General features: G+C 51.0%; 18 protein-coding genes. 13 read left to right on the top strand and 5 right to left on the bottom strand.

The window, feature by feature from the left end:
- The first annotated feature begins 40 nt into the window (after positions 1–40).
- The gene (locus WKI47_RS25160; protein WP_340229961.1) at positions 41–4,780 is read left to right on the top strand and encodes an S-layer homology domain-containing protein; all 4,740 of its coding nucleotides are present in this window, start codon (positions 41–43) and stop codon (positions 4,778–4,780) included.
- A 59-nt stretch (positions 4,781–4,839) separates the two neighbouring features.
- Positions 4,840–5,088, top strand: a complete 249-nt coding sequence (locus WKI47_RS25155) for a hypothetical protein (RefSeq protein ID WP_340229960.1) — start codon at positions 4,840–4,842, stop codon at positions 5,086–5,088.
- A gap of 400 nt (positions 5,089–5,488) precedes the next feature.
- On the opposite strand, the gene WKI47_RS25150 is transcribed toward WKI47_RS25155, so the two are convergent.
- Together WKI47_RS25150 and WKI47_RS25145 are read right to left on the bottom strand one after the other, a co-directional pair.
- On the bottom strand, positions 5,489–6,835 hold the full coding sequence (locus WKI47_RS25150) for a hemolysin family protein (RefSeq protein WP_340229959.1): 1,347 nt from the start codon (positions 6,833–6,835) through the stop codon (positions 5,489–5,491).
- Positions 6,836–6,871: 36 nt separating this feature from the next.
- Positions 6,872–7,159, bottom strand: a complete 288-nt coding sequence (locus tag WKI47_RS25145) for a hypothetical protein (protein ID WP_340229958.1) — start codon at positions 7,157–7,159, stop codon at positions 6,872–6,874.
- A gap of 369 nt (positions 7,160–7,528) precedes the next feature.
- Between WKI47_RS25145 and WKI47_RS25140 the strand changes: the two genes are divergently transcribed.
- The 6 genes from WKI47_RS25140 to WKI47_RS25115 all read left to right on the top strand — a co-directional run bounded on the left by WKI47_RS25140 (position 7,529) and on the right by WKI47_RS25115 (position 14,757).
- Positions 7,529–8,440 carry an NAD(P)/FAD-dependent oxidoreductase gene (locus WKI47_RS25140; protein ID WP_340229957.1) on the top strand — a complete coding sequence of 304 codons (912 nt, stop codon included), beginning with the start codon at positions 7,529–7,531 and terminating at the stop codon, positions 8,438–8,440.
- Positions 8,441–8,569: 129 nt separating this feature from the next.
- A complete protein-coding gene (locus WKI47_RS25135) occupies positions 8,570–8,911 on the top strand; it encodes a DUF3243 domain-containing protein (RefSeq protein WP_340229995.1) in 342 nt (113 codons plus the stop codon).
- 258 nt (positions 8,912–9,169) lie between these two features.
- On the top strand, positions 9,170–10,870 hold the full coding sequence (locus WKI47_RS25130; protein WP_340229956.1) for a molecular chaperone HscC: 1,701 nt from the start codon (positions 9,170–9,172) through the stop codon (positions 10,868–10,870).
- Position 10,871: 1 nt separating this feature from the next.
- A complete protein-coding gene (locus tag WKI47_RS25125; RefSeq protein ID WP_340229955.1) occupies positions 10,872–13,352 on the top strand; it encodes a tetratricopeptide repeat protein in 2,481 nt (826 codons plus the stop codon).
- A gap of 17 nt (positions 13,353–13,369) precedes the next feature.
- Positions 13,370–14,065: a DUF1266 domain-containing protein gene (locus tag WKI47_RS25120; protein ID WP_340229954.1), complete on the top strand. Its 696-nt coding sequence runs from the start codon at positions 13,370–13,372 to the stop codon at positions 14,063–14,065.
- Between the two features lie 89 nt (positions 14,066–14,154).
- Positions 14,155–14,757 carry a nitroreductase family protein gene (locus WKI47_RS25115; RefSeq protein WP_340229953.1) on the top strand — a complete coding sequence of 201 codons (603 nt, stop codon included), beginning with the start codon at positions 14,155–14,157 and terminating at the stop codon, positions 14,755–14,757.
- 533 nt (positions 14,758–15,290) lie between these two features.
- Here WKI47_RS25115 and WKI47_RS25110 read toward each other — a convergent pair.
- The 3 genes from WKI47_RS25110 to WKI47_RS25100 form a co-directional block, all read right to left on the bottom strand.
- Positions 15,291–16,400 carry a HAMP domain-containing sensor histidine kinase gene (locus tag WKI47_RS25110; RefSeq protein ID WP_340229951.1) on the bottom strand — a complete coding sequence of 370 codons (1,110 nt, stop codon included), beginning with the start codon at positions 16,398–16,400 and terminating at the stop codon, positions 15,291–15,293.
- The gene (locus WKI47_RS25105) at positions 16,397–17,095 is read right to left on the bottom strand and encodes a response regulator transcription factor (protein WP_340229950.1); all 699 of its coding nucleotides are present in this window, start codon (positions 17,093–17,095) and stop codon (positions 16,397–16,399) included. Before WKI47_RS25105 ends, WKI47_RS25110 begins: the two co-directional genes overlap by 4 nt.
- 92 nt (positions 17,096–17,187) lie before the next feature.
- Positions 17,188–17,850 (bottom strand): type II CAAX endopeptidase family protein, encoded by a 663-nt coding sequence (locus WKI47_RS25100; RefSeq protein ID WP_340229949.1) that lies wholly within the window; start codon positions 17,848–17,850, stop codon positions 17,188–17,190.
- A gap of 330 nt (positions 17,851–18,180) precedes the next feature.
- On the opposite strand from WKI47_RS25100, the gene WKI47_RS25095 reads away from it, so the two are divergent.
- From WKI47_RS25095 to pepF, 5 genes are all read left to right on the top strand, one after another.
- A complete protein-coding gene (locus WKI47_RS25095) occupies positions 18,181–18,747 on the top strand; it encodes a hypothetical protein (RefSeq protein ID WP_340229948.1) in 567 nt (188 codons plus the stop codon).
- A gap of 237 nt (positions 18,748–18,984) precedes the next feature.
- Positions 18,985–19,143 carry a hypothetical protein gene (locus tag WKI47_RS25090; protein WP_340229947.1) on the top strand — a complete coding sequence of 53 codons (159 nt, stop codon included), beginning with the start codon at positions 18,985–18,987 and terminating at the stop codon, positions 19,141–19,143.
- 348 nt (positions 19,144–19,491) lie between these two features.
- Positions 19,492–20,727: an MFS transporter gene (locus tag WKI47_RS25085; protein ID WP_340229946.1), complete on the top strand. Its 1,236-nt coding sequence runs from the start codon at positions 19,492–19,494 to the stop codon at positions 20,725–20,727.
- A gap of 220 nt (positions 20,728–20,947) precedes the next feature.
- Positions 20,948–22,849, top strand: coding sequence for a cellulase family glycosylhydrolase (locus tag WKI47_RS25080; RefSeq protein WP_340229945.1), 1,902 nt, complete (start codon positions 20,948–20,950; stop codon positions 22,847–22,849).
- A 175-nt stretch (positions 22,850–23,024) separates the two neighbouring features.
- Positions 23,025–24,842 carry an oligoendopeptidase F gene (pepF, locus tag WKI47_RS25075; RefSeq protein WP_340229944.1) on the top strand — a complete coding sequence of 606 codons (1,818 nt, stop codon included), beginning with the start codon at positions 23,025–23,027 and terminating at the stop codon, positions 24,840–24,842.
- Positions 24,843–24,932 lie beyond the last annotated feature (90 nt).

Here is a 24,932-nt window from a genome sequence, read left to right as displayed (position 1 = left end):
GCCAAATGAACAAGAAATAGAGAGGGGAACTCCCAAAAGTATGAACATGATTTCGGCAAAGAAGAAAAAATGGCCTGCATTACTCGCGGCTGCGGTCCTAATGACCAGCGTCTTCCCGGCGCCTATTCCAGCGTCAGCGACTCCGGCTAACGATAATATCGTGATTTCACAGGTCTATGGAGGCGGCGGAAATAGCGGAGCCCCTTTCAAAAATGATTTTATCGAACTGTACAACCCAACCTCTACAGCAATTGATGTAACAGGATGGAAGATTCGTTATGCTTCCGCGACAGCTTCTTCATTCCCTAACGAGGGAGAAAATACGGCTGTGCTTCAAGGCAGCATCGGAGCTAACGGTTATTATCTGATCGAAGCGAGTGCAGGGACAGGAAATGCGGCTACGTTACCGACTGCCGATCTGTCCGCTTTGTCTATCAAAATGGCTGGGCCGAACGGTAAAGTAGATTTAATTGACGGTTCGGGCAATGAGGTTGATTTGGTTGGCTACGGAGCAGCGAATAAGTATGAAGGAACGGCTCCTACTGAAGTTCTAAGCAACACAACCGCTTCTGTAAGGGGTTCTGTTAACGGATTGGCTTTGTCGAACCGTGGACTTGACACCGATTCAAATCGAAGCGATTTTTCGGTTGCATCTCCCGATCCGCGCAACAGCTTTTACGATTCTCTCCGCGTACAATCCGTAGACGCTACTCCGGCATCCGGTGCGGTGATTGCCGGAACGCAAGTTTCGCTAAGCAGCCCAACTGTCGGAACCAGCGTATATGCAGCCGTCTACGGTTCCGGCGGATCTGAAACGTATGAGCCTTATACCAGCCCTATCACCATTACCGGGCCGACTGAGATTCGCACCTACGCCGAGGCGGAAGGAATGACTCGGAGCGAGGAGACGACATATACATACAGCTTGATTGAACCAAGCGCCATTGCGGATGTGCGTTTGCTTCCAAAAGGCGGGAATGCACTGACCGAAGGCATTGTCACATTCATAAATAGTGCAGAGACGTATATTCAGGATCAGACAGGCGGGATCGTGTTATACGGCTACTCGAACGGTAACGTCAAAGTCGGCGACCGGGTTCGTGTGGGCGGCGTCATGGAGATTTACAACAATTTGCAAGAGTTGAAGCCGGTAGACGGTCTGCCTTATGAGGTTATCCAAGAGAATGCAGGCGTACCTGATCCGAAGCTTTTGACGGCAATTGAATTGTCGCCTGCTCAAGGCGAAGCACATGAGGCTGAACTTGTAGAATTAACCGATATCGAGATCACAGCCAAAAATCCAACCGGCAACGCCTATACGGCCACGCAAAACGGTCAGACGTTCACTCTTTTCTCGAACTCGTCGAAGCTGTCTGTAGGCAAGACCTTTGAGCGTGTGACAGGTGTCGTCAAGCAATATCAGAACGAGTACCAACTGATTCCGCTAGGCGATGGCGCGCTGGTGGAAGAATTGTTCTCGGTCACAGCGAATCCGCAATCCGGCAAAATCATGATCGGCGGCGAAGTCATATTGTCCAGCCCGGCAGCGGGAGCGGAAATTCGTTATACGCTGGACGGAAGCGAACCGACTTTATCCAGCTCGCTGTATCAACATGCGTTCAAAGTTGAGCAAGATACAACGGTAAAAGCTATTGCCGTACGGAACGGTGAGCAAAGCCGCGTGTATACGTTCAGCTATGAAACCGTACAGCAGCCGCGTATCCACGATATTCAAGGCCGTTCGCATACTTCCGACTATGACGGCCAAAAGGTGGAAGACATTGAAGGTGTCGTGACTCAGTATGGATACACCTTCTCCAGTGGCAATTACAGAGGCTTTTTCCTGCAAGACAACAAACCCGACAATGATCCGGCGACATCCGAAGGCATCTTCGTATATTCGACCAAAGAAGACCTGAAGCCTGCTGTAGGCGATCTTGTTCGGGTATCCGGTACAGTCAATGAATATAATGAAGGAAGCAGCACCAACCTGACTTCTACGCAGATCACCCTTTCTTCGGTTAACAAGGTAGAAGGGGCTGTGAAAGGCGTCGATTACGAAGTGCCTCAACCTATCGTATTGGGCAAACAAGGCCGCATGATTCCATCTTCGGTCATCGATGACGACAATATGGCGGAATTCGATCCGGAATATGATGCAATCGACTTTTACGAATCGTTGGAAGGGATGCGGGTCACACTTCCAAGCCCAACGATTCTCAGTCCTTACTGGATAAGCGCAGGGACTTACAACATTGCCGCACGCGTAGAAAATGATCGCAACGGAGTTGTTTCTCCGGCGGGCGGACTGGTGCTCAAGGAGTATCTGAACTACAATCCGCAACGTCTGATTATCGCCTATGGAAACCCCGGTCAGGAAGTGGGAACGGGTGATACGTTCGACGGCGATGTCACAGGCGTGATCGGTTACAACAATGCCAACTTCAAAGTCATTCCTGCAAAAAACGGACTGCCCTCCATTACGGCAAGCACACGCGGTCAGGAAACGACGGATCTGGTTCCGGCAGAAGACAAATTGATGATTGCTTCTTACAATATCGAGAACTTCTATCCGGGAACCGGCGATGCAAAAATCAAGAAACTCGGTGAATCGATCGCAACGAATATGAAGCGTCCGGATATTATCGGTGTGGTCGAGATGCAAGATGCGGACGGACCGGCGAATAATGGAAGCGTCGAAGCGGATGCTTCCGCATTGATTCAGGCAATCGCTCAAGCGGGCGGTCCAACGTATCTCTATACGGACGTCGCTCCCGCAAACAACGAAGACGGCGGTCAGCCTGGCGGCAATATCCGCGTTGGTTTCCTGTACAACCCGGATCGCGTTAAGCTGTCCGATAGCGTAAAGGGCGCAAAAGGGGATGCCAAGACCGCTGCTGGTTACGATTCGGCATCCGGCAAATTGAACCATAACCCGGCACGAATCGACCCGACTAATACCGCATTTAAAGAATCACGCAAACCTCTGGCAGCCCAGTTTGAGTTCAAGGGCGAGCAGGTCATCGTCATTGCCAACCACTTTAACTCCAAAGGTGGCGACAATAGTCCGTTCGGCAACGTTCAGCCGCCGATCTTGTCGAGCGAAGTTCAGCGCCATGAGATTGCGAAGACCGTCAATACGTTTGTCAAAACGGTGCTGGCTGCTAATCCAAAAGCCAATATCGTCGCATTGGGCGATCTTAACGATTTCCAATTTACGCCGACAGCAGACCTGCTGCGCGGGAACGAATTGGTGAACCTGATCGATACACTGCCGATCAGTGAACAGTATACGTACACTTACGACGGTAACTCGCAGGTTCTGGATCACATCCTGGCTAGTAAAAACATCGCGGCTTCGGCAAAAGTAGACGTCGTTCACCTGAATGCAGACTATCCGGAATCGAGAGGCCGGGTATCCGATCATGATCCGGTTATTGCCCAGTTTGATCTGAAAGCTGTCGTCCCGGCGCCGAACCCAAATCCGAACCCGGGAACTGATCCAGGAACGACGCCAACACCGACGCCTGCTCCGACACCAACTACGGGCGGCAATGCAACGAACCCTGGAAATGGACAAACGGGAACCCCTACCCCAGGTACGAGTCCGAATGCAGCTTCGACAACAACGATCACAGCTGCCGATTTGACTGCCAAGTTGTCGGAGCTGGCCAATGGTTCCAACGAAGCCAGCTTCCCTGTGAGTTCAAATTCAGCGGGTGCGGAAGTTGTATTGCCAGGAGCCGAACTGATGCGTCAAGCGGCCGCCAATACGAATGCCGTTCTATCCTTTGCGTCGGATCAAGGTTCGTATTCCTTGCCATTGAAGCTGTTGAACGAGGCCAATCTGGCTGGACAATTTACTGTCGATTTTGTCATTAAAGTCTCTATGGTTACTCTATCTGGCGACACCGCCGCAGAAGCAAAACGTGCAGCTTCGCAAAGCGGACTCGCTCTGGTTGCTCCGATTCTGGAATTCCGCGTGACCGCTGAAGCGCAAGGCAAAACGATCGAGCTGAACAACTTCGGAAATACGTATGTGAAGCGCACGATTGCTCTGCCGGACGGTCCGAATACACAGAATCTAACTGGCGTATTGTATGATTCGACTACAGGCACATTCTCGTTTGTTCCTTCCGTGTTTACGACAGAAGGCGGTAAAGTGACCGCTTCGCTCATGCGTAACGGAAACAGTTATTATACGGTTGTCGAATCGCTCAAGACTTTTAACGATATCAACGGGCACTGGGCTCAGGCTTATATTGAAGAACTGGCATCCCGTCTGATCGTGGATGGAACAGGCAACGGAGCATTTACGGCGGCTCGCAACGTTACCCGTGCAGAGTTCGCGGCGATCGCAACACGAGCTTTAGGTTTGGCTGCCAACGCAGGCTCAGCTTCGGCCTTCAGTGATATCGACCAAAACGCTTGGTATGCGGAAGCTGTGGGTACGGCTGTAGGTGCAGGGCTTATGAACGGTTATCCAAACGGTACATTCAACCCGAACGCGCCAATCACTCGTCAGGAAATGGCAGTCGTGCTGTCCAAGGCAACCGAATTTGCTGGAGCAACGCTGATATCGAACGCTTCTGTTCTCGGTCGTTTCAATGACGCTTCCGATATTCCCGCTTGGGCGCGTGAATCGCTGACAAAGCTGGCTTCGTCGGGTATCCTGCAAGGAAATGCCCACGGACGTATCGCTCCAGCTCAAGCAGCGACGCGCGCAGAGACCGCTGTGATGCTGGAGAAGCTATTGCAACACTTGCGATTTATTGATTAGATCGCTCTTCGTTACGGGTAAACAAGGAGAGAAGCCGACTACAGGAGGTGTTTTAGACGATGGATGCCAAGCACGAGGAAAAGAAACAGCACGAGCAGAACCAGCAAGATCAGAATCGTGAAGGAGCACACGATCATCCCGAACAGTATCCGACGGAAAACGAAAGTTTATTCGATATGCACGAAGAGGAACAAAACGTCGATCCGCTGCCGATGGAAGACATTCGGATGGAGCAGCAGGAAGAGAAAGACAAGGATGCGACGAAGCAGCGTTCTTCGAGCAACGATAAGTATAATAGTGGTTTTTGATGTAGAGCAAAAAGCCTGCCGGGGAACCGGGAGGCTTTGCTTTTCTTGGTGAAGTCCTGTTCGTAAAGCGATGACGCTGCGGAACAAATTACAAGCCTATGCTTCCGAAGTGCATTTCTTCGAAATGCTTTACAATTCGCTGTCTCACTCGGGAAACTGGAATGAATTTTAAAGGAAGTCTCCCTAGTTCAAAGACGTCAACATAGCGCTGAATGTTACCGCAGGTTTTCTTCGAAACCCTGTATTTCACTGAATTTTTTCCTCCGCTGCGGCGTAGTTTTACAAACGGGACCTATTCGAAAATTAAAGCCTTCCGGAAGACCGGAAGGCTTTTTTGCTGGTTTTGTGGGTAGAAGATCGAAAAGCGGAACATAAAAAAAAGATTACTGTGCCAAGACGATTAGACTTCTTCGTCCAGTGCGTTGTGTTCAAGATTTTCGTCGGCTTCGACGGGGTGGCGGACGATTTCCAGTTTACGGTAGCGGCGGGGGCCGCGGCGGAGTACGGTAAATTCCAGGTTTTCGTACTGCCATTTTTGGCCGACGGTAAGATCCGGTTTTTGGCCGTATAGCCAGCCGCCGATTGTGTTCAGTTCTTCGTCGTCGAGGTCGGTCATCAGGATTTCGTTGATGCGGTGGATAAAGACTTTGCCGTCGACGACGAGGTCGTCATCCGACATTTGAACCAACTCGGCTTCTTCGGCTTCGTCGAACTCGTCGCGGATATCGCCTACGATTTCTTCGAGGATGTCTTCGATGGTGACCATGCCGGATGTGCCGCCGTATTCATCGACCAATATCGCGATATGGGTATTTTCTTTTTGCATCTTTTTCAGCAGATCCTTGACCGCCATGCTTTCCGAGACGGACATGACCGGATGGACGAGGGAAGCTACATCAAGGTCCGGGTTCTCTTCCAGCGACAGGAAATATTGCTTGGTATTGATCATTCCGACGATATGGTCTTTGCTGGAATCGGCTACCGGGAAGCGGGTGTATTGTTCTTGCAAAATAATGCGCCGGTTCTCTTCGCGGGATTTGTCCAGATACAGGCAGGCCATATCGGTACGCGGCACCATGATTTCATTGGCCAGCATTTCGTCAAAAGCAAAGATTCGGTTCACGTAACCCAGTTCGCTTTGGTTGATTTTGCCGCCTTCGTAGCTTTCATTCAAAATCAGGCGCAGTTCTTCTTCGGAAAAAGCTTCGCCGTGTTCGCTGGCCGGCTTCATACCGATCAAACGGCCGATCTGGTTCGCTGAACCGTTCAGCAGCCAGATAAACGGATACATCACTTTGTAGAAAACAAGCAGCGAACCCGATACGGCCAGCGTAACCGCTTCGGATTTTTGAATCGCTACCGTTTTCGGGAACAGTTCTCCGACTACGACGTGCAAATAGGTGATAATCGCAAATGCCAACACATAAGAGAGCAGCGAAGCAACCGCTTCGGGAATCGCAGGTACGGCTTCGAACACGGGGTGCAGCAGCAGCTCCATGGTCGGCTCGCCGAGCGATCCGAGGCCGAGGGCCGTAATCGTAATCCCTAACTGGCAGGCAGAGAGCGATCCGTCAAGATTGGTAATGACCTTTTTAGCGTTAACGGCCCGTTTGTTGCCCTCCATGATCAGCTGATCAATCCGGCTTCCCCGAACTCGAATAATGGCAAACTCGGTGATAACGAAATAGGCGGTCGCGGCAATCAGCAGCGCAACCAGCGTAAGATTAATAGCTATGGTAACTCCCATGTGAACAAATTTCTCCCTTCGTGTATGAAACGCTTTTCAAGTGGATAAGGAAAAGCGGTGCCCATGCACGTAATTGGAAAGAAATTTGAGCGGTCGCAGCAGCATTCTTTTCAAATGCAGCAGTACGGCCCACCCGATCAGCAGCTCTGTCGCATGCAGCGGGAAAAAAGGATTGTAGGGCGGCGCAGGATCGGATTCCAGCGGAATTCCGCCCGGCGTCCACAGCATCGAGGATAAGCCGGAAGGCAATAATCCGACGCCGGTATCCGCGCTATTGAGATTGTCCAGGGCTTCGTCCAGATCAATTGGATCTGCGTCTTTCAAGATCGCAGGCGATAGGCACAGAACAAGAGTCAGCAGAAAAATAAAAATAAAATTGCCCCCGTTTGTCGCGATGCGAGAAACGTTCCGGGGCCTTCGTATTCGATCGAAGGGAAACGACCCCTTTCAGTATGTAGGTTTTTAGTCCGATTTATAGCTTGCATATTCAGTCTTATGCAAATGCTGAAATATGCAAACTCAACTACACAAATTGTATGGAGAACCCACGCACATGTCAAATTAACGTTCAAAAAAGCTCATTTGGTTTATATAATTTTGAAACTGACTTTATAAAAGCAAGCGGGCATTTGCGACGGGCAACTAAACGTTCGGCACCCGAACCTGCATAATCGGAGAGGAGCTTTCTTTATTATGGTATACGATTGCATCATTATCGGAGGAGGAATTGCGGGTACTCAAGCTGCGATTCAATTGGGACGCTACAGCGGGCACAATGTATTGGTGATCGATTCCGGCCATGGGCGGTCTTCCGTGTGCCATACGTATCATAATATTATCGGTTGGCCCGAAGGCGTAACCGGCGAACATCTGCGCAAAGTCGGCAGAGAGCAGGCGAAAGGGCTGGGGATCGAGTTTATAGAAGGAACCGTGACCGAGGCTGCGCGGGACGGAGAGCGCTTTGTTCTGACGACGGGAGACGGGAACCGGTTTACCGCGCATACGGTATTGATCGCAACCGGCATGCTGGATCGTTACCCGGATATCCAAGGTTTGCGCCACGCGTTGGGATATAGCATCTATATTTGCCCCGACTGCGACGGTTACGAGATCGTGGATCGGAAAACGGTATTGATCGGCTCGGGCGAACACGGCTCGGGCATGGCGGCGCTGTTGGCCGAACGGACGCCCCACGTCACCTATATCAATCATGAACAAAAGCCGATCGAACAGCGTTTGCTCGATCATTTGGAAGAGATCGGCGTGGCTTACATCGAGCAGCCGGTAGCCGAAGTCCGTTCCGACGAGCATCACGATATTCAGTCGGTCGTGCTGGCGGACGGAACGGTGATCGAAGCGGAACGCGGATTCATCGCTTTCGGCGGCAATCATGTCCGGTCGGAACTTGCGGAGCAGCTCGGCGTCACGCTGGAAAGCAATCGTCATATCAAAACCGATTCCCGAACCAAAATGACCGACGTCGAAGGTGTGTGGGTAGCCGGGGATATTGGACTTCATTCCGAACTTTCCACGATCGCGATGGGAGAAGGGACGCAAGCAGCTATCTGGATACACAAAAAATTGCGCAAAATTCATAAAAGCTAAAACGCAGGGTTCATATTTGGCTCACGGGTTAATAATAATGCAGCAGGTGCTTATCGCTTTGAAAAAAACGCCGTTAGATCCGCTTAGAGAAACCTACACCCGAGAGGAGAACTAACCATGAGCGACAACATCAAAGAACAACATCATTCGGTAACGAAAGACGGAGAATTGCGAACGGATAAGATTGAGCAAACGATAGATCGAATCAGTGACGATAAAAAAGACAAGATCTTGCAAGATTTCGAAGAGTTCAGAAAATACTTGCATAACCGCGTCAAAATCGGAGAAAGCATCGGGCTGGGCGAAGAGCAGTTGGCGAAAGTCGCCGAGAAAGTGGCCGGTTATCTGGCAGCCAACGAAGAACCGCGCAACAGCGAAGAGAAGCTTCTTCAGGAGCTATGGAAAGTAGGCGACCAGGATCAACGTCATAAGCTGGCCCATCTGCTGGTGCGCTTGGCTCAAAACTCCTAAATTACTTTATTGATTTCAATAGGCAGGTCTTTTTCTTCGTACCGAAGCGAAAGGTTGCGTGCCAGTCGGTTTTTACAAAAATCGGATTCTTAATCTTATGCACCCTACGACGTACAACAAAGCAGTCACCGATTTTGGGAAAGCCTTCTGATCGTATGGAGGCTTTCCCTTTTTAAGTTTTATGGAATTAAAAGGGTTATGGTATATAATGAGGAATAAATAGTTAGCGACATCAAACCGAAAAGCGAGGTGAACGTAGTGCCGATTATCGGGATCGATTTGGGAACGACACACAGCTTGGCATCCTATCGGACAGAAGAGGGCAGCACGCTGATTCCGAATGCGCTCGGAAACGTGCTGACGCCTTCGGTTGTCGGAGTAGATGATAACGGTCAAATTTTAGTCGGAGAGATCGCCAAAGAGCGTCTAATTACGCATCCTGAGCGAACTGCCGCGCTTTTTAAGCGATACATAGGCACGGACCGGCGTTATAAGCTGGGAGAGTACGAATTTTCGCCGGAGGATCTGTCTGCATTCGTATTGCGTTCGTTGAAGCAGGATGCGGAAGCCTTGCTTGGCGAGTCCATAGAAGAAGCGGTAATCAGCGTTCCCGCTTATTTTAACGATATCCAACGCAAAGCGACCAAGCGGGCAGGAGAGCTTGCCGGGCTGCGGGTGGAGCGTCTGATCAATGAACCGACGGCTGCCGCTGTGGCGTACGGTCTGCATTTGGAACAGGAAGAAAGCCAATTCCTCGTTTTTGATCTTGGGGGAGGGACATTCGATGTCTCGATCCTCGATATGTTTGAAGGCATTATGGAAGTGAAATCGGTGGCCGGGGATGCGTTTCTCGGCGGGGAAGATTTTACGGATATGCTGATCGGCCGTTTTCTGGAACGATTCGGCCTGGAACGGGATTCGCTCGATAACCGTACGATGGCGGCGCTGCGCAAACAGGCCGAGCAAGGAAAACGGATGTTGACCATGCAGCAAGATGCGAAGCTTACTTGCACGGTTGACGGGGAGACCCATGAATGGGTGATCGACCGAGGTTTGTTCGACCATATGTCGAAGCCTTTGCTTAATCGCCTACGGAATCCGGTAGAACGTGCTTTGAAAGATGCCTCGCTGAGTCCAAAGGAACTGAACGAGATCATTCTGGTTGGAGGAGCTACCCGGATGCCGCTGATTTACTCGTTTGCGGCCCGGTTGTTTGGACGCCTGCCCGCGGCACGTATCCACCCGGACGAAACGATTGCGATCGGAGCCGGAATCGTGGCTGCGATGAAGGAGCGCCGCGAGGAACTCAAAGAAGTCGTACTCACCGATGTATGTCCGTATACACTGGGCACGATGGTAACGGTAAAAAACGGAGACGGCGGCTACGACAACGGACACTTTTTCCCGATTATCGAACGTCATACCGTCATTCCGGCCAGCCGGGTGGAGCGCTTTTACACCGTGACCGACGATCAGAAAGCGATCCGCATCGAAATCTACCAGGGCGAAAACCGCTTGACGCGCAACAATATCAAATTGGGGCAACTGGAGATTCCCGTGCCTACGAACCGCGCGGGAGAAGAGGCTGTCGATCTGCGTTTCACGTACGATATCAACGGGATTCTGGAAGTGGAAGCCACGACGCTGTCCACGAACGAGACGCATCGGTTGCTGATCCGCGAGGATGTGAGCGGAATGTCGCTGGAGGAGGTCGAAAAACGGTTCCGCGAGCTGGAAGACATCAAAATCCATCCTCGCGACAAAGCGGAGAACCGTCTGCTGTTAGCTCGCGGGGATCGGATTTACGAAGAAACGCTTGGCAGCGCGCGCACGCAAATAGCGGGTGCACTCAGAAGATTTGAGACAGCGCTTGGACGGCAGGACGAACGGGAAATCCGCAAGGAAGCAGGGATGTTAAAAGAACTGCTGGAATTGGCGGAAAAACAGCCGGAGGACTGACATGAATATTTGGGCTACGTTAGGCATAGAACCGACGTCGGAAGTGAAAACGATCAAGCGCGCCTATGCGCGCCGCTTGAAAGAATGCCACCCGGAAGAAGATCCGGAAAACTTTCAACAGATCCGCAGATCGTACGAATCCGCATTGGAAGAAGCCAAAGAGCTTGCTGAACGCGATATCCGGGCCCGACTGAGCCCAAGCGAGCTTGAGCAGTTGAGAAGTCCGGAGCCGACCGCCGCCAAGCCGGGAGACGAATCGCCGCTCACGATTTTTTTGCGGCGTTGCGAGGAACTTTATGCGGATATTTCCAGACGGATCGATCCCGATGAATGGCAGGATCTGCTGGACGATGAATTATTCTGGCCGATCGAGATTCGCGAACGGATCGGGGACGAGCTGTTCGGCTTTTTGCTGAAACATTCTTTTTTGCCTAAAAAAGTGCTGAATTTGCTGGATGGGCATTTCGAATGGACGGTTAGGGAGCGCAGGCTTTACGAGGATCATGACAAAGCGGAAATCACTTTGTTGATGGAACGGTTCTCCAGCTTCTGGGAGTTGCGCTACGACAGGCTGTGGACGGACGAACCGTACGATTACGACGCTTTTTTGCGGTTTCGGGAACAGGCGCATTACGCGCTTGTCGTGAACGATTTGGATTTGGCCGAAAAAGCACTCAAAGGAGCGGCGCTGCTGAATAACCGCGAGCCGGACTGCCTGCGTCTGATTGCTTTGTTTTATATGCGAAAAAATCAGCCGGAATCCGCGCTTCAGGTGCTGGATCAATGGCTGAAAGACGAACCGCACGAGCCGGAAGCGCGACTGATGCGGGCGGACGCTTTGCTTCGGCGCGAAAACTGGGAGCCTGCGCTGCTGGATTATCAAGAGCTGTTGGAGCTTCTTCCCGGAAGTATCCATGCTTTGAGCGGAATAGCGGCTTGCAAAGAAGCGCTGGGTCGGCTATGGGAAGCCAAAAGCGTGTACGAGGATCTGTGCGCGCGTTACCCGGAAGATCTCGATGTCCAAATTCGCTTGCTCGTTCTCAATGACAAACTCGCCAACGAACTGACCGAAAGCGAAGGCGATGTTTTGGCGGGCGCCAGAACGCTGGCCGAGTTGTATCTGGATACCGGACGGGAAACCGAATGCGTGGCTTTGCTGCTGGAGACGGAGCAAGAACGGCCGTTAAGCGCAGAACTGAATTTCCTGCTGGGCAAAGCGCTGGGGAAATTGGAGCGGTACGCCGAGAGCGAAGAGCGGCTTGACCGCGCGGTCGTTCAAACGGAGTCCGAACCGCTGAAGCAGGCGGACGTGTTGAAGCTGCGCGGGCTGATCCGAATCGCGCTGGAGCGCTATGAAGAAGCGCGCGAAGATCTCAAGCGCGTGCTGCTGTTCCAGCCGTCCGATCCGGAAGCGCTATACCGTTTCGGCGAGTCGCTGCGCATGGAAGGGCGTTACGAAGAAGCGCTTCAACTGCTGCACCATGCGTTGGAGTTGTCTTCCCATTGGTATTACCATTCCGCGCGCGGCGATTGCTTTTATTCTTTGCGCCTTTATCCGGAAGCGTTACTGGATTACCTTCGCGTGATCCAATACGACCGGGGATTGACGGAAGCCTGGTTCCGCGCCGGCTATTGCTTTTTGCGAATCGGCGATTACGCGCATGCCGCGGAGTATTTCGAAGAAGCGATGGGGCGCGGATTCCCGGAAGCCATTTTGCTGCTGATAGCCGAAGCCCGTTTTCGCGCGGGAGACTTCAAACAGGCGGCTGATCTGGCGGATCGATACAATCGCGAGCGGCCGAACGATTATTACGGACGCATCGTCGAAGGTGATTTATACCGGGCATCTGATCAGGCGGTGGAAGCACTGGAACGTTACCGAAGTGCGGCTTTGCTGGCGCCTACGGAATACCTTCCGCTGCGGCTGGTCGCGGAAATGCTGCTTCGGCTTGATCGAGTCGAGGAAGCGGAGCTCGAACTGGCGGAGCTTGCGGAGCGACATCCCCATCGGGGCTGGGCACATCTGCAACGCATCCGTCTTCTGATTGCAGCGACGCGCTGGAGAGAGGCCGAGGAAGCGATTGTGCGGTATACCGAACAAATCGATGCCAAAGACCAGGACCCGCTTGTTTTGTTCTATGGAGGTTATATTTTGTTCAGGCTTCAGCAGTACGAGCAAGCCGTCGAATTTTTGGAAGCCGCTTGCAAGGTTGGGTTCGAGCGCGAGTCCGAAGAGTATCTGATCCGCTGCCTGGCTGCGCTGGGGCGGTACGATCAAGCGGAAGCGCTTGCGACTCAAGCTTTGGTTGCGGATGCCGGACGGCCTATGCTGGTCGAGATCAGCGAAGCGTTGGAACGGTATTCCGCTCGCAAATGGAAGCTGCTGCGTCGTAGCCGCGAAGCCGAGTTGCCCGAAGTCGAGGCCAGGCCGGTTTTGCCGGAGCCAGCCGGAGAGCCGCTGCCCGATATTCATGGATTTTGAGAAAGGAGCGGGAAGTCATGGAGACGCTGCGTATACGCGAGAGCGATCAACGAACGCTGCGCGCATTTGCGATCGGAGCCGTATTGTTTCGGATGAACGGTCTGCTGGAGGAAACGGGATTTACTTGGCCGGCTTCGCGAAAAGACGATCTGCGCAAACTGCTTGCCCATACCTGGTCGGTGAAAAACGAAGAGTCGCTGGAAAAACATCTGAATTGGCTGTGGGAAGAAGGCGGACAAGCGTCTTACCGCAAAACGGAATCGTTTCTCGGTACGTTGTCTTTGCGCGATCGCGAGCCGTACTTTGAACGCCTGAACGGGAATCCGGCGCTATTCAACCATGCTCGCCTTGTGCAGATGTATAGCGGCAAGCTTCCTCCCGCCGGCATTGCGGCATGGGATCTGGGCCAATATGTGTTTATTTGCCGAACTGCGCATTCCGCGGGATGGATAGAAGCGGAGCGTTCGCTTGAATTGGCTACCGCGGCTGCGCATCGCGCCCAACAGCTCTATCGCGATTGGACCGAGTTCGGCGTGGCTTATCTGGCCGGAAGACAAATCTGGACGAATCAACCTTCGGCGGAAGCGGCAAAACCTTATATCGATTGTGTCTCAAAACTGTTGACTGAATCGAATAGTCTGTGGAACCGTTTGGATTGGAATATGGAGCTGGACACAGAACGTTCAATTAACCCAGTCCAAAACTCGGAATAAAAATGTTGACTCCCTAACTGAACTGATATATAGTTTATTACGAAAAGTTATTTAAAATACTTTCGTGAATTGATGAGGAGGATTTTACTGTGGCAAAAGAATTTTTCGAGGCGCTTAAATCCAGACGTTCCATCTACGGAATCGGCAAAGATGTTTCCGTAAACGAAGCAAAGATTCAAGAAATCGTGGAAGAAGCAGTAAAATACACCCCAACTTCGTTCAACTCCCAAACTTCCCGCGCAGTTGTATTGTTCGGCGAACAGCACGACAAAGTCTGGGATATTACGCTGGCCGAGTTGAAAAAAGTAGCGGCATCCGAAGAGGCATTCGCGGCAACAACTGATAAAATCAATTCGTTCAAAAGCGGTTACGGCACAATCCTGTTCTTTGAAGATCAGGACATTGTGAAGAACCTGCAAAACCAATTCGCTCTGTATGCCGACAACTTCCCGATCTGGGCCGACCAATCTTCGGGCATGCTGCAACTGGTCGTATGGACAGCTCTGAACGACGCAGGTCTGGGCGCAACGCTGCAACACTACAACCCGCTGATCGACGCAGGCGTACAAGAAGCTTGGAACCTGCCTTCGAGCTGGAAACTGAGAGCGCAAATGCCTTTCGGCAGCCCGCTTGCACCAGCCGGAGAAAAAGCTTTCCAACCTGTGGAAGAGCGCGTTAAAGTGTTCAAATAGGAATACGATTAGGGCATGTCTGAAAAGTCCGAAGAAAGCAGATTTTGCCGAATTTTTGTGTTCCGCAAGGAACTTTTTCGAAGTCGTGCCGGGGCATATCAAGAAACAGTGACGCCGCAGAGCGCGAAAAGGCATTAAAGGATGCACGTCGTTGAGTTTTCAGACACGTCCTAAGCAACAGGAAAGAAGCGGAGCAAGCAGGCCGTTTCTTTTTTGTTTTCAAAAAGAGAAAAATGGATTTTTGGATCGGCTTTATTTGGGGTGGGAAGTGAACATCGTTAAAATAAGTGCTGTGATGCAATTATTCCGTTCAGTTTGGTTCCGAATTTTCAAATAAGTGCTAATATACATTTATTTAAAGAAAAAATGAGCAAAAGCGCATGAAAAGGCGAAATTAAGTGTATACTTGCATCTATTCTTCTCAAATCGCCAAATTCGAAGAAAATAAGGACATATTCGCCTTTATTTTTAAAAGTCGAATCAAAAAGCGTTCCAATCCGTACGCTTCTCCCTTTCTGGATCAGCTTAACTTGTCACCTTAGCTTAACGTATGGAAAAACGAGAGGAAGAGTAAAAGAAAACACCGTTTGTTGACCGGGAATGCTTACAGACGTAATTGTGCCAGAATGGTTCTCAATGATTTTTTTCGTCAAAGCAAGACCGAGACCGGCGCCGCCGTGCTGTCGGGAACGGGACTTTTCGGAGCGGTAAAAGTAGTCGAAAATATAGGGCAGATCGGTTGCGGCAATGCCTGTGCCGTTGTCGGCGATCTGCACGATCAGATGATTGGGTTGAATTTGTGCTTCGACACGAATGACGCCGTTTGGTTGGTGTTCGGTGTACGTTTTGGCGTTGTAGATCAAATTGTCGAATACTTGCGCGATTTGGCCTGGATTCACATCAAGAAAGCAAGGAGGAAGCTCGTTTTGGGTTTCAAATCGAATATCGCTTTCGGCAAATTCCATTTCGAACGGAATCAGGATCGTATCCAATAGTTCTTTGGCATCGAGGGAGATTCGTTGATCGGCAGGGTTATCGAAGTCGAGCTGCGAGTATTGGAACAGGCTTTCGATCAAGCGCTCCAGATGATCCGTTTTGTTGCGAATAATAGTCATATAACGTGCCGTTTTGGCTTCATCGCGAGCGATCCCGTCGTTTAGCGCTTCCAGATATCCTTTGATTGAAGAAAGCGGAGTACGCAGATCGTGAGAAATGCTGGCAATCAGTTCTTTACGCGAATCTTCCAGCGCCGCTTGTTTATGCAATGAGACTTGCAGTTGCTGCCGCATCGCTTCGAACGCCCGGCAAAAGTCACCCATCTCGTCGTGACTTTGAACAGTTAAAGCATAGTCGAAGCATCCTGTTTGGATCGCGTCGGCCGCTTTTTTCAAATCGCGCAGCGGAAGCAAAACAGTGGAAGAGATTACCCATGCCAAAACGGTGCCACAAATCGCGAAAGGAATCAGCAAAGCGGCCGCGAGACTCATCGCTATTCCCGGAGTCATTTGTTCGGTCGCTTCAAGACTGACTCCAGCGAACAAACCGAAGCACAGAGGCAGCAGCAACGCAGACAATAAGGACAACCAGATTTTTTGGCGAATCCCCAGTTTGAACAGACTTGTTTTCCGAACCGTTCGCGTCATCTCGCAGACCCTCCAAATTTGTATCCGACTCCCCACACCGTATGAATATAACGTGGATGGGCAAGATCGTTTTCGATTTTTTGACGGATGCGTTGTATATGAATCGTTACTGTATTCAAATCTCCATATTCGTTAAAGCCCCAAACGTGTTCATAGATCTGCTGACGGCTTAAAACTTGATTCCGATGCCGTGCAAGAAAACGGAGGACTTCGAATTCTTTTGCCGGCATAGAGATCACCGCGTTTTTCAGACGAACCGTATACGCTTCGGTATCGATTTCCAGTTCGTCGAAAAACAGGCTGCTTACTTCAGGCATCGAGGAAAGCTGTCGGTATCTTCGAAGCTGGGCTTTGACTCGCGCTACGACTTCTTTCGGACTGAACGGCTTCACCACATAATCGTCCGCTCCTAATCCAAGACCGAGAATTTTGTCCAATTCACTTTTTCGCGCACTCAGTAAAAGAATAGGAACCGTGGATTGGGCGCGAATTTTTCGGCATACTTCCAGACCGTCGATCCTGGGCAGCATCACATCGAGTACAACTAGATGCGGCCGAAACGTTTCAAAACGCAGCCAACCTTCCGCGCCGTCTACGCAAATCTCGACTTTATAATGTTCTTCCTCCAGATAATCGCGTATCAACTCCGCAATTTCTTGTTCATCGTCAACGACCAGAATTCGATTTTCTTGCATAGCGGTCTTCTCCTTGCTTTCATTTTGCTTATACAATACCACAAGTGAAGTGCAACATGTCTGCCTGACCGCTGCACTTTTGTGATGCACAATCAGTATTGCAGTACGAACGGAATCAGTCCATTCATATTGTTGAATACATGAAAAGCAATCGGCAGTAGCAGGTTATAACCGGACGCGACGTAAAGCAAGCCTAGAACGAGCCCTGTAGCGAAATAAGGTAAAATATGGATTATATCGGACAGACTGTGGATATGGAGCAATCCGAATAGCACGCTGGACAATAACACACATAACCACACGGGAACCTTCTGAGACAGACGACCGATCAATATATAACGATACACGAATTCTTCGACGATCGGTCCCATGACCCCAAGCACAGGAAGAGTAATCCAGGGCGAAAAACGCAACATCACTTGAAATATATTTTCGTCATTGATTCCGCCGGCCGCCGCCGATTGAAACACGAAATAAACGACGAGGCTTAGCAGCAGGTTGAATACATAAAAAGCAATCAATAAAAAGATAGAACGAACAGGATGTTTGCGTATGGCGGCCACGTTTTGTTGCAGCGTATGTCGTAGCAACAAAACGCCTGCTATAAACAGCAGTGTGTACATCGTAAAACGGAGTTGTTGCGGGAGAACAAAAGAAGTGAGAGCTTTCAGCTTGCCGGCAAAAATAAAAAGCGCATAAATAGACAAATACAAGCCGACCATTTTTGCGGAAAACGCGAATCGTTGAGCAGACATCATATAAACCTCCAAACTGATAGATGATTCGACCTTTTGATCGATAAATCTAGTATCTCTGTCGCTTATAAACTTGTCGTAACGAATAAATAAACATTGCATAAACGAATTTTTGATAGCGTTTGACCGTTTTTGTTCAAAAATCGCTTTTGCAAAAAAGTCGATATTGTAAGAACTTCTTTATCGAATCGATACTCTTTTTTTAATACCAGGTCCTATAATGAAAGCAAGAACGAAATTTGCAAAAAAAGTTTTCGCAAGCAAGCGTTCGGGTAATAACACTTACCTACAACTTGCACATACAGGAACCTCTGAAAGGGGAGAGCAACTATGAAAAAAACAACACTCGGTATGATTGGTACAGGTATCTTGGCCTTTATGATTGGATTCGGATATTTCCCGGTTTCCAACGTAATGACTCCGGCAGCAGCTGCTCCCGTAGAACAAACAACAGGCGTAAGCGAAGAGAATTCGGCAGAACAAACATATACGGTATTCATTAACTCGGTAGAAAAAGATACAACAGGCACACTACAACTCGAAACGGATCGCATCGGTTGGTACACGGGAGCGGCAGCGGATAAGCTCTTCCTGGAAGAAAATCCCGATGCGGTCGAAGAGCTGGGCGGAGCGCCGGACGGTTACTTTATCGTAAACAACGATCTCACCGAAACGAAGCTGCCGGTCGCGGCTGACGCTGAAGTGCTGATGCAAATTTACGACCATACAGGCAACTATGAAGATATGCAGATCAATTGGAACGAGTCGATCGCTTTGGATAAGTTCGATGCTCAGTACAACAATCCGCTCGGATTGCTTGATCTCAGCGCTTTCCCTTACCATATCACTGTCAAAGACGGCGTGATCGTGAAGATCGTTCAACAATACATCCCGTAAGTAAAAGCGACGGGTGATCATAGACTTCGGCAGGGATTGTCCTTGTCGAAGTTTTTTATTTGTTCAACGAATAAAACGGTTACAAATCGGGTAATGAAAAATTGAGATTTACAGCTTATTCAAATTCTTATATAGTCATGCTATAAGAATTCAACTTGTCTACGGCATATAAGAAATCGAATCGGGCTAGAGATTGGGTTCTTGTGTGTACCGAATGGCTGGAGGCGGATATTCATCATGTCATCAAAAGTCAAAATTGCAGGTTGTGCGCTACTGGTCATTCTGTTCGAAGCGGCGGGAGTACGGTCTTTTTTGTACCCCGACTATGTTCAAGCTGTGCTGTACACAGGCGCCGGGGTTGTACTTGCCTCTTCGCTTGTACGCCGTAGAGTCTAGTCTATATTCGACTAGCACAGAGTCTTTTGTCCACGTCAGTCGAACGGAATTGAAACGAAAACGTTTTTCGATCTCTAAACAGAGGGTGAAAGACGTTTTTTGTTTTGGCGTAATTTTTCTTTACATGTTGAGCAGTAAGGGATAGACTGTGAGACAGACTCGAAAGAGATCCCGGCGCGCGCTTGGGAAAGAAGAGTTTCCTTTTTTGCAAATATTGAGTGAAAATTCACAAAGTTGCAAAAGGTCGATTTCTTCTTTTTCCAGGCTAGTCTTGGAGTTGGTATGTTTCTTGATGAAAAGATACTGTCTCGAAGGCCGCGCCCACAAGAGGAAATGGGGAGAAGAAGAATGGAAAATGTTAAGGTACTCAGCAAGCCGAAACGAAGAAGCCTGCTCAGAAGCGTGGGCATGAGTTGGTTGTTCGATGCAATGGATGTGGCGTTGATTTCTTTCGTCGCCGCGGCGCTGGCTATCGAATGGTCGCTCAATCCGCAGCAGTTGGGGGTTTTGACTGCGATTAACTCGGTCGGCATGGCGATAGGTGCCGCTTGCGCGGGCATACTCGCGGACCGTTTCGGACGTAAGTCGGTCCTTCTCTGGACGTTATTGATTTTCTCGCTGGCCAGCGGACTGTCCGCGGTCGCAACCGGCTTTGTGATGTTGTGTATCCTCCGGTTTATTTCAGGATTCGGCCTTGGCGGAGAGCTGCCGGTCGCATCTACGCTCGTATCGGAATCCGTACCTGCGAATGAGCGTGGCCGAACAGTCGTCCTGCTTGAGAGCTTCTGGGCAGGAGGTTGGATCGTTGCCGCGGTGATTGCTTATTTTATCATCCCGAACTTCGAATCCGGATGGCGTATTGCATTTGCACTGGGCGCATTGCCTGCTTTTTACGCTCTTTACTTGCGGAGAAAGATCGACGATTCGCCTCGTTTTATTTTGCAACAGAAGAACAAGGTGAAGGCGGAGAAGATCAGTCTAAAACAGCGCTTTGCTCAAGTCTGGGCACCAGAGTACCGCAAAACGTCGATCATGCTGTGGATTCTCTGGTTCACCGTCGTGTTTTCGTACTACGGCATGTTCCTGTGGCTGCCACAGGTCATGGTCTACAAAGACTACAGTCTGACGAAAAGCTTCGAATACGTGCTGATTATGACGTTGGCGCAACTACCGGGTTACTTCACCGCCGCTTACTTTATAGAAAAGTTCGGTCGCAAGTTCGTTCTGGTTGTGTACTTGGTCCTGACTGCGGCAAGCGCGATCTGGTTCGGACTTGCAGACACGACAGCGACATTGATTGCGGCAGGCATCTGTCTCTCCTTTTTCAATTTGGGAGCTTGGGGCGGCTTGTACGCGTATACACCCGAGCATTATCCGACCAGCATTCGTACAACAGGAGCAGGTCTTGCGGCTTCATTCGGTCGAATCGGCGGAATTATCGCTCCGTTCCTGGTCGGTTGGCTGATCTCTCAAGGCGTGGCGATCACCGCGATTTTCGCGATGTTCTGCGTGATGATCTTGATCGGGGCCGCTGCTGTCGCTTTCCTCGGAAAAGAAACCAAAGGCACGGAATTGGCGGAATAACCCCTAAGGCCCGTTTTAAACATAAAATGCAGGTACAACGGTCCGGTCCCGGTAGGGATCGGGCTTTTTTGTCGTAGGATGAAGCAGCAGCAGGTCACGGAATAAGCCTACTTTTGCCTCAATTCCTTTTTCCATTAATATGGTATTTTTGAAAGGTAAAGTTGTAGAGAGGGTAATAATTGGAAGGCGTATCCATCTATAATGTAATGGAGGGGAAAAGATGCAAACACGTTCATGGAAACAAGGGATAAGCGTCATGCTGGCTTTTCTGCTGGTTGCCGTACTGGTGGCTTGCGCGGGTCCGGGTGGCTGGGCTTCGGCGAAAGAGGCATCCGGTAGCGGAAAAGCGGAAAACGGACAGCTCACGGCGTCAAAAGCATTGGCTCCGGTGAAGGCGGCAAAAACGTCTGCGTCCAGCGCAGCGAGCTTTGTCGGCACGCATGGGCAGTTGTCGATCCAAAACGGCAAATTGACCGATGCTTCCGGGAATCCCGTACAGTTAAAAGGCATGAGCTCGCACGGCATTCAATGGTTCGGCGATTATGTGAACAAGGACAGTATGCAGTGGCTGCGTGACGACTGGGGACTGAATGTTTTTCGCGTAGCGATGTATACGGAATCGGACGGTTATATTTCCAATCCTGCTCTGAAAAACAAAGTGAAGGAAGCCGTCGATGCCGCGATCGAGCTGGGCGTCTATGTGATCGTCGACTGGCATATTTTATCCGACGGCGATCCGAATACGCATAAAACGCAGTCGAAAGCCTTTTTCAAAGAGATGGCTCAGACTTACGGAGATACGCCCAATATCATCTATGAGATTGCCAATGAGCCGAACGGCAATGTGAACTGGAACAATCAGATCAAGCCTTATGCCGAAGAACTGATTGCCACGATTCGTGCCGAAGACCCGGATAATCCGATCATTGTCGGTACGGGCACATGGAGTCAGGATATCCAGGATGCCGCGGCTTCTCCGCTGACCGATAAGAACGTGCTGTATGCGGTCCACTTCTACGCCGGTACGCATGGTGCGTGGCTGCGTGACCGAATTGATGCCGCGATGGCGCAAGGACTGGCGGTGTTCGTGAGCGAATGGGGAACCAGCGATGCTTCCGGCAACGGCGGGCCGTTTTTGACGGAAGCCAAGCAATGGACAGACTTCATGGCAAACCGGGGCATTAGCTGGGCAAACTGGTCGCTGGCCGATAAGCAGGAAGCTTCCGCGGCGCTGGCGCCTGGAGCGAGCTTTACCGGAGGCTGGACGCAAGCGCAGCTCAGTACGTCGGGCAAATTCGTCCGTGAGCAAATGCTGGCGGGATCGGGTAGCACAGGCGGAACGAATCCGGCGCCGGTCACGCAGGTTCCTGCTCAGGTCAAAGGACTGGTCGCAACCGCGGGGAATGCCAGGGTGGCGCTGAAATGGACCGCGACAACCGGCGCCGATAGTTATATCGTGAAGCGTGCGGAAGGCGGCGGAACGTATTCCGTATTGAAAAAAGGCGTGCCTCAAGCTTCTTTTACGGATACGACAGCGGTAAACGGCAAAACCTATCGCTATAAAGTGAGTGCCGTCAATACGAAAGGCGCAGGTACGGATTCGGCGGAAGTCACAGCCAAGCCCGTCTCGTCGGGGACGACTCCTCCGGTAACGCCGCCTTCGACGGGTAGCGGCGATCTGAAGCTGCTGTATCGAATTTTGGATGACAATGCGTCGGACAATGCTTTACGTCCCGTTTTCAATATCCGTAACAGCAGCTCAAGCGCCGTGGATTTGAAAAATGTCAAAGTCCGTTACTACTATACGAACGAAGGCGGAATCAGCCAGAATTATTTCTGTGATTGGGCGCAGATCGGAGCTTCCAATGTCAAAGCCGCTTTCGGCAAGACGAGCGGCGCGCCGGCCGGGGCTACCGATTATGTCGAGCTTTCTTTTACAGCGGGAACGATTCCGGCAAATGGAGAGACAGGCGAGATCCAGTCGCGGATTCATAAGTCGGACTGGAGCAATTACGATGAGACGGACGACTATTCGTACAAAGCCGGACAACTGCAATTCGGCGAATGGGATCGCGCTGTGCTCTATGTAAATGGCGCAGTTGCTTATGGAATTGAGCCTTAACCGATCCCGATGTTGAAGCTTACTTGCTCTGGCATTTTTGCAACGATGAAGACCGCGGGTTAGAATAAAGAGGCGGATTCGCGAAGCGGAAACGAAAGTCGATAGGCGCGGGCGCATACGGTCGGGACTTTTCCGCCGTCGCCTGCGTCTTATTTTATGAAGAGGAGTGACGGCAATGAGTGAGAAAGTGTTAACGCGTGCAGAGGTGCCGGAGTCTTCGACCTGGAATCTGGAGCATCTGTTTTTGACGGAAGAAGATTGGAATAAGGAGCTTGAACAGGTGCTGGCAAGCGCGGACGAAGTGACCTCGTTCAAAGGACGTCTGGGCGAGGGGGCAGACCTGCTGCTTGACTGCCTGAATGCCCAGGAAGCGCTGATGGAACGGGCACGCAAAGTCGGGGCCTACGCCCATCTCAAACAGACCGAAGACGGAACGAACCCGGAAAATCAAGCACGTTCGGCCAAATCCGGCGATGCGCTGACCAAGCTGGCTTCGGAATTCACGTTTATCGAGTCCGAGATTTTGGAATTGCCGGAAGGAACGGTTGAAAGCTATTTGGAAAAAGAACCGGGACTCGCGGAGTTTGCACGTAGCTTGAAGCTGCTGCTTGCACAGAAACCGCATAGCCTGTCGCCGGAAACGGAAAAGGTACTGGCGTCTTTGTCCGAAGTTCATGGTGCGCCGTATCGTACATACCTGCGCGGCAAACTGGCCGATATGACGTTTGAAAGCGTTGAAGTCGAAGGAAGCAGCTATCCGGTGTCTTTTGCTTCTTTCGAGACCAATTACGAGATGAATCCGAGCACCGAACTGCGTCGCAGCTCTTTTGCTTCGTTCAGCCGGGGGCTGCATGCTTACCGGAACACCTTCGCTGAAGCTTATGCGGCTGAGGTCAAGCGTCAGGTCGTGATGTCGCGCCTGCGCAACTACGACTCCGTTACCGAGATGCTGCTGCGTCCGCAACAGGTGACAGAAGAGATGTACAGCGCGATTCTCGATACGATTCAGACCGAGCTTGCGCCGCATATGCGGAAATACGCGGCGTTGAAGAAAAAAGTATTGGGCCTCGACACGATGTATTTCTGCGATCTGAAAGCTCCGCTCGATCCCGAATACAGCCCGTCGATCACGTACGAGGAAGCCTGCAAAACGGTACAAGACGCGCTTGGCGTGCTGGGCGACGAATACGGCGAGATCGTCGAAGCGGCGTTTACGCAGCGGTGGGTCGATCACGGGAGCAATGTCGGCAAGTCGACAGGCGCGTTCTGCTCGTCGATTTACGGGATGCACTCGTACATTCTGATGTCCTGGTCGGACAATATGCGCGGCGCGTTCACACTGGCGCACGAAGTCGGTCATGCCGGACACCTGATGCTCGGCGCCCGTTATCAACGGATGACGAATGCGCGTCCGTCGCTGTACTTTATCGAAGCGCCGTCGACGATGAACGAGCTGTTGCTGGCCGAGCATCTGCGTTCGCGTTCGGATGACAAACGGTTGCGCCGTTGGGTTATTATGCAGCTGCTCAACACGTATTATCACAACTTCGTCACGCATCTGCTCGAAGGAGAATTGCAGCGTCGCGTATACGCGCGCGCAATGGACGATCAGGCGATTACGGCAAAGGTGCTGAGTGATCTGAAAGGCGAGGTGCTGGCTTCGTTCTGGGGCGATGCGCTGGAAATGACGGAAGACGCGAAGCTGACCTGGATGAGACAGCCGCATTATTACATGGGCTTGTACCCGTACACGTATTCGGCGGGTCTGACCTTGTCTACGGCGATGATGCAAAAGATTCGCGAAGAAGGTCAACCGGCGATCGATCGTTGGCTGGAAACGCTGAAAGCTGGAGGCTCGCAGACTCCGCTGGAGCTGGCGAAGATGGCGGGTGTCGATATGTCGGATACGGCTACGATTCGCAGCGCGGTCGACTATGTGGGCTCGTTGATCGATGAGTTGTGCGAATTGTTCGAGGAAGAAACGAACGCATAACATGAAATCATAAATCCGCAGCGGATAGATCTTGCGGGCAGTGTCTGTAAAAAGACGCTGCTCGCTTTTTTGTTGTGCAAATTTTCAGAA

Origin of the sequence: Saccharibacillus sacchari (assembly GCF_037722395.1) — a bacterium.
Classification (GTDB): Bacteria; Bacillota; Bacilli; order Paenibacillales; family Paenibacillaceae; genus Saccharibacillus; species Saccharibacillus sacchari_A.
This window is presented reverse-complemented; position numbering and strand designations above follow the sequence as displayed.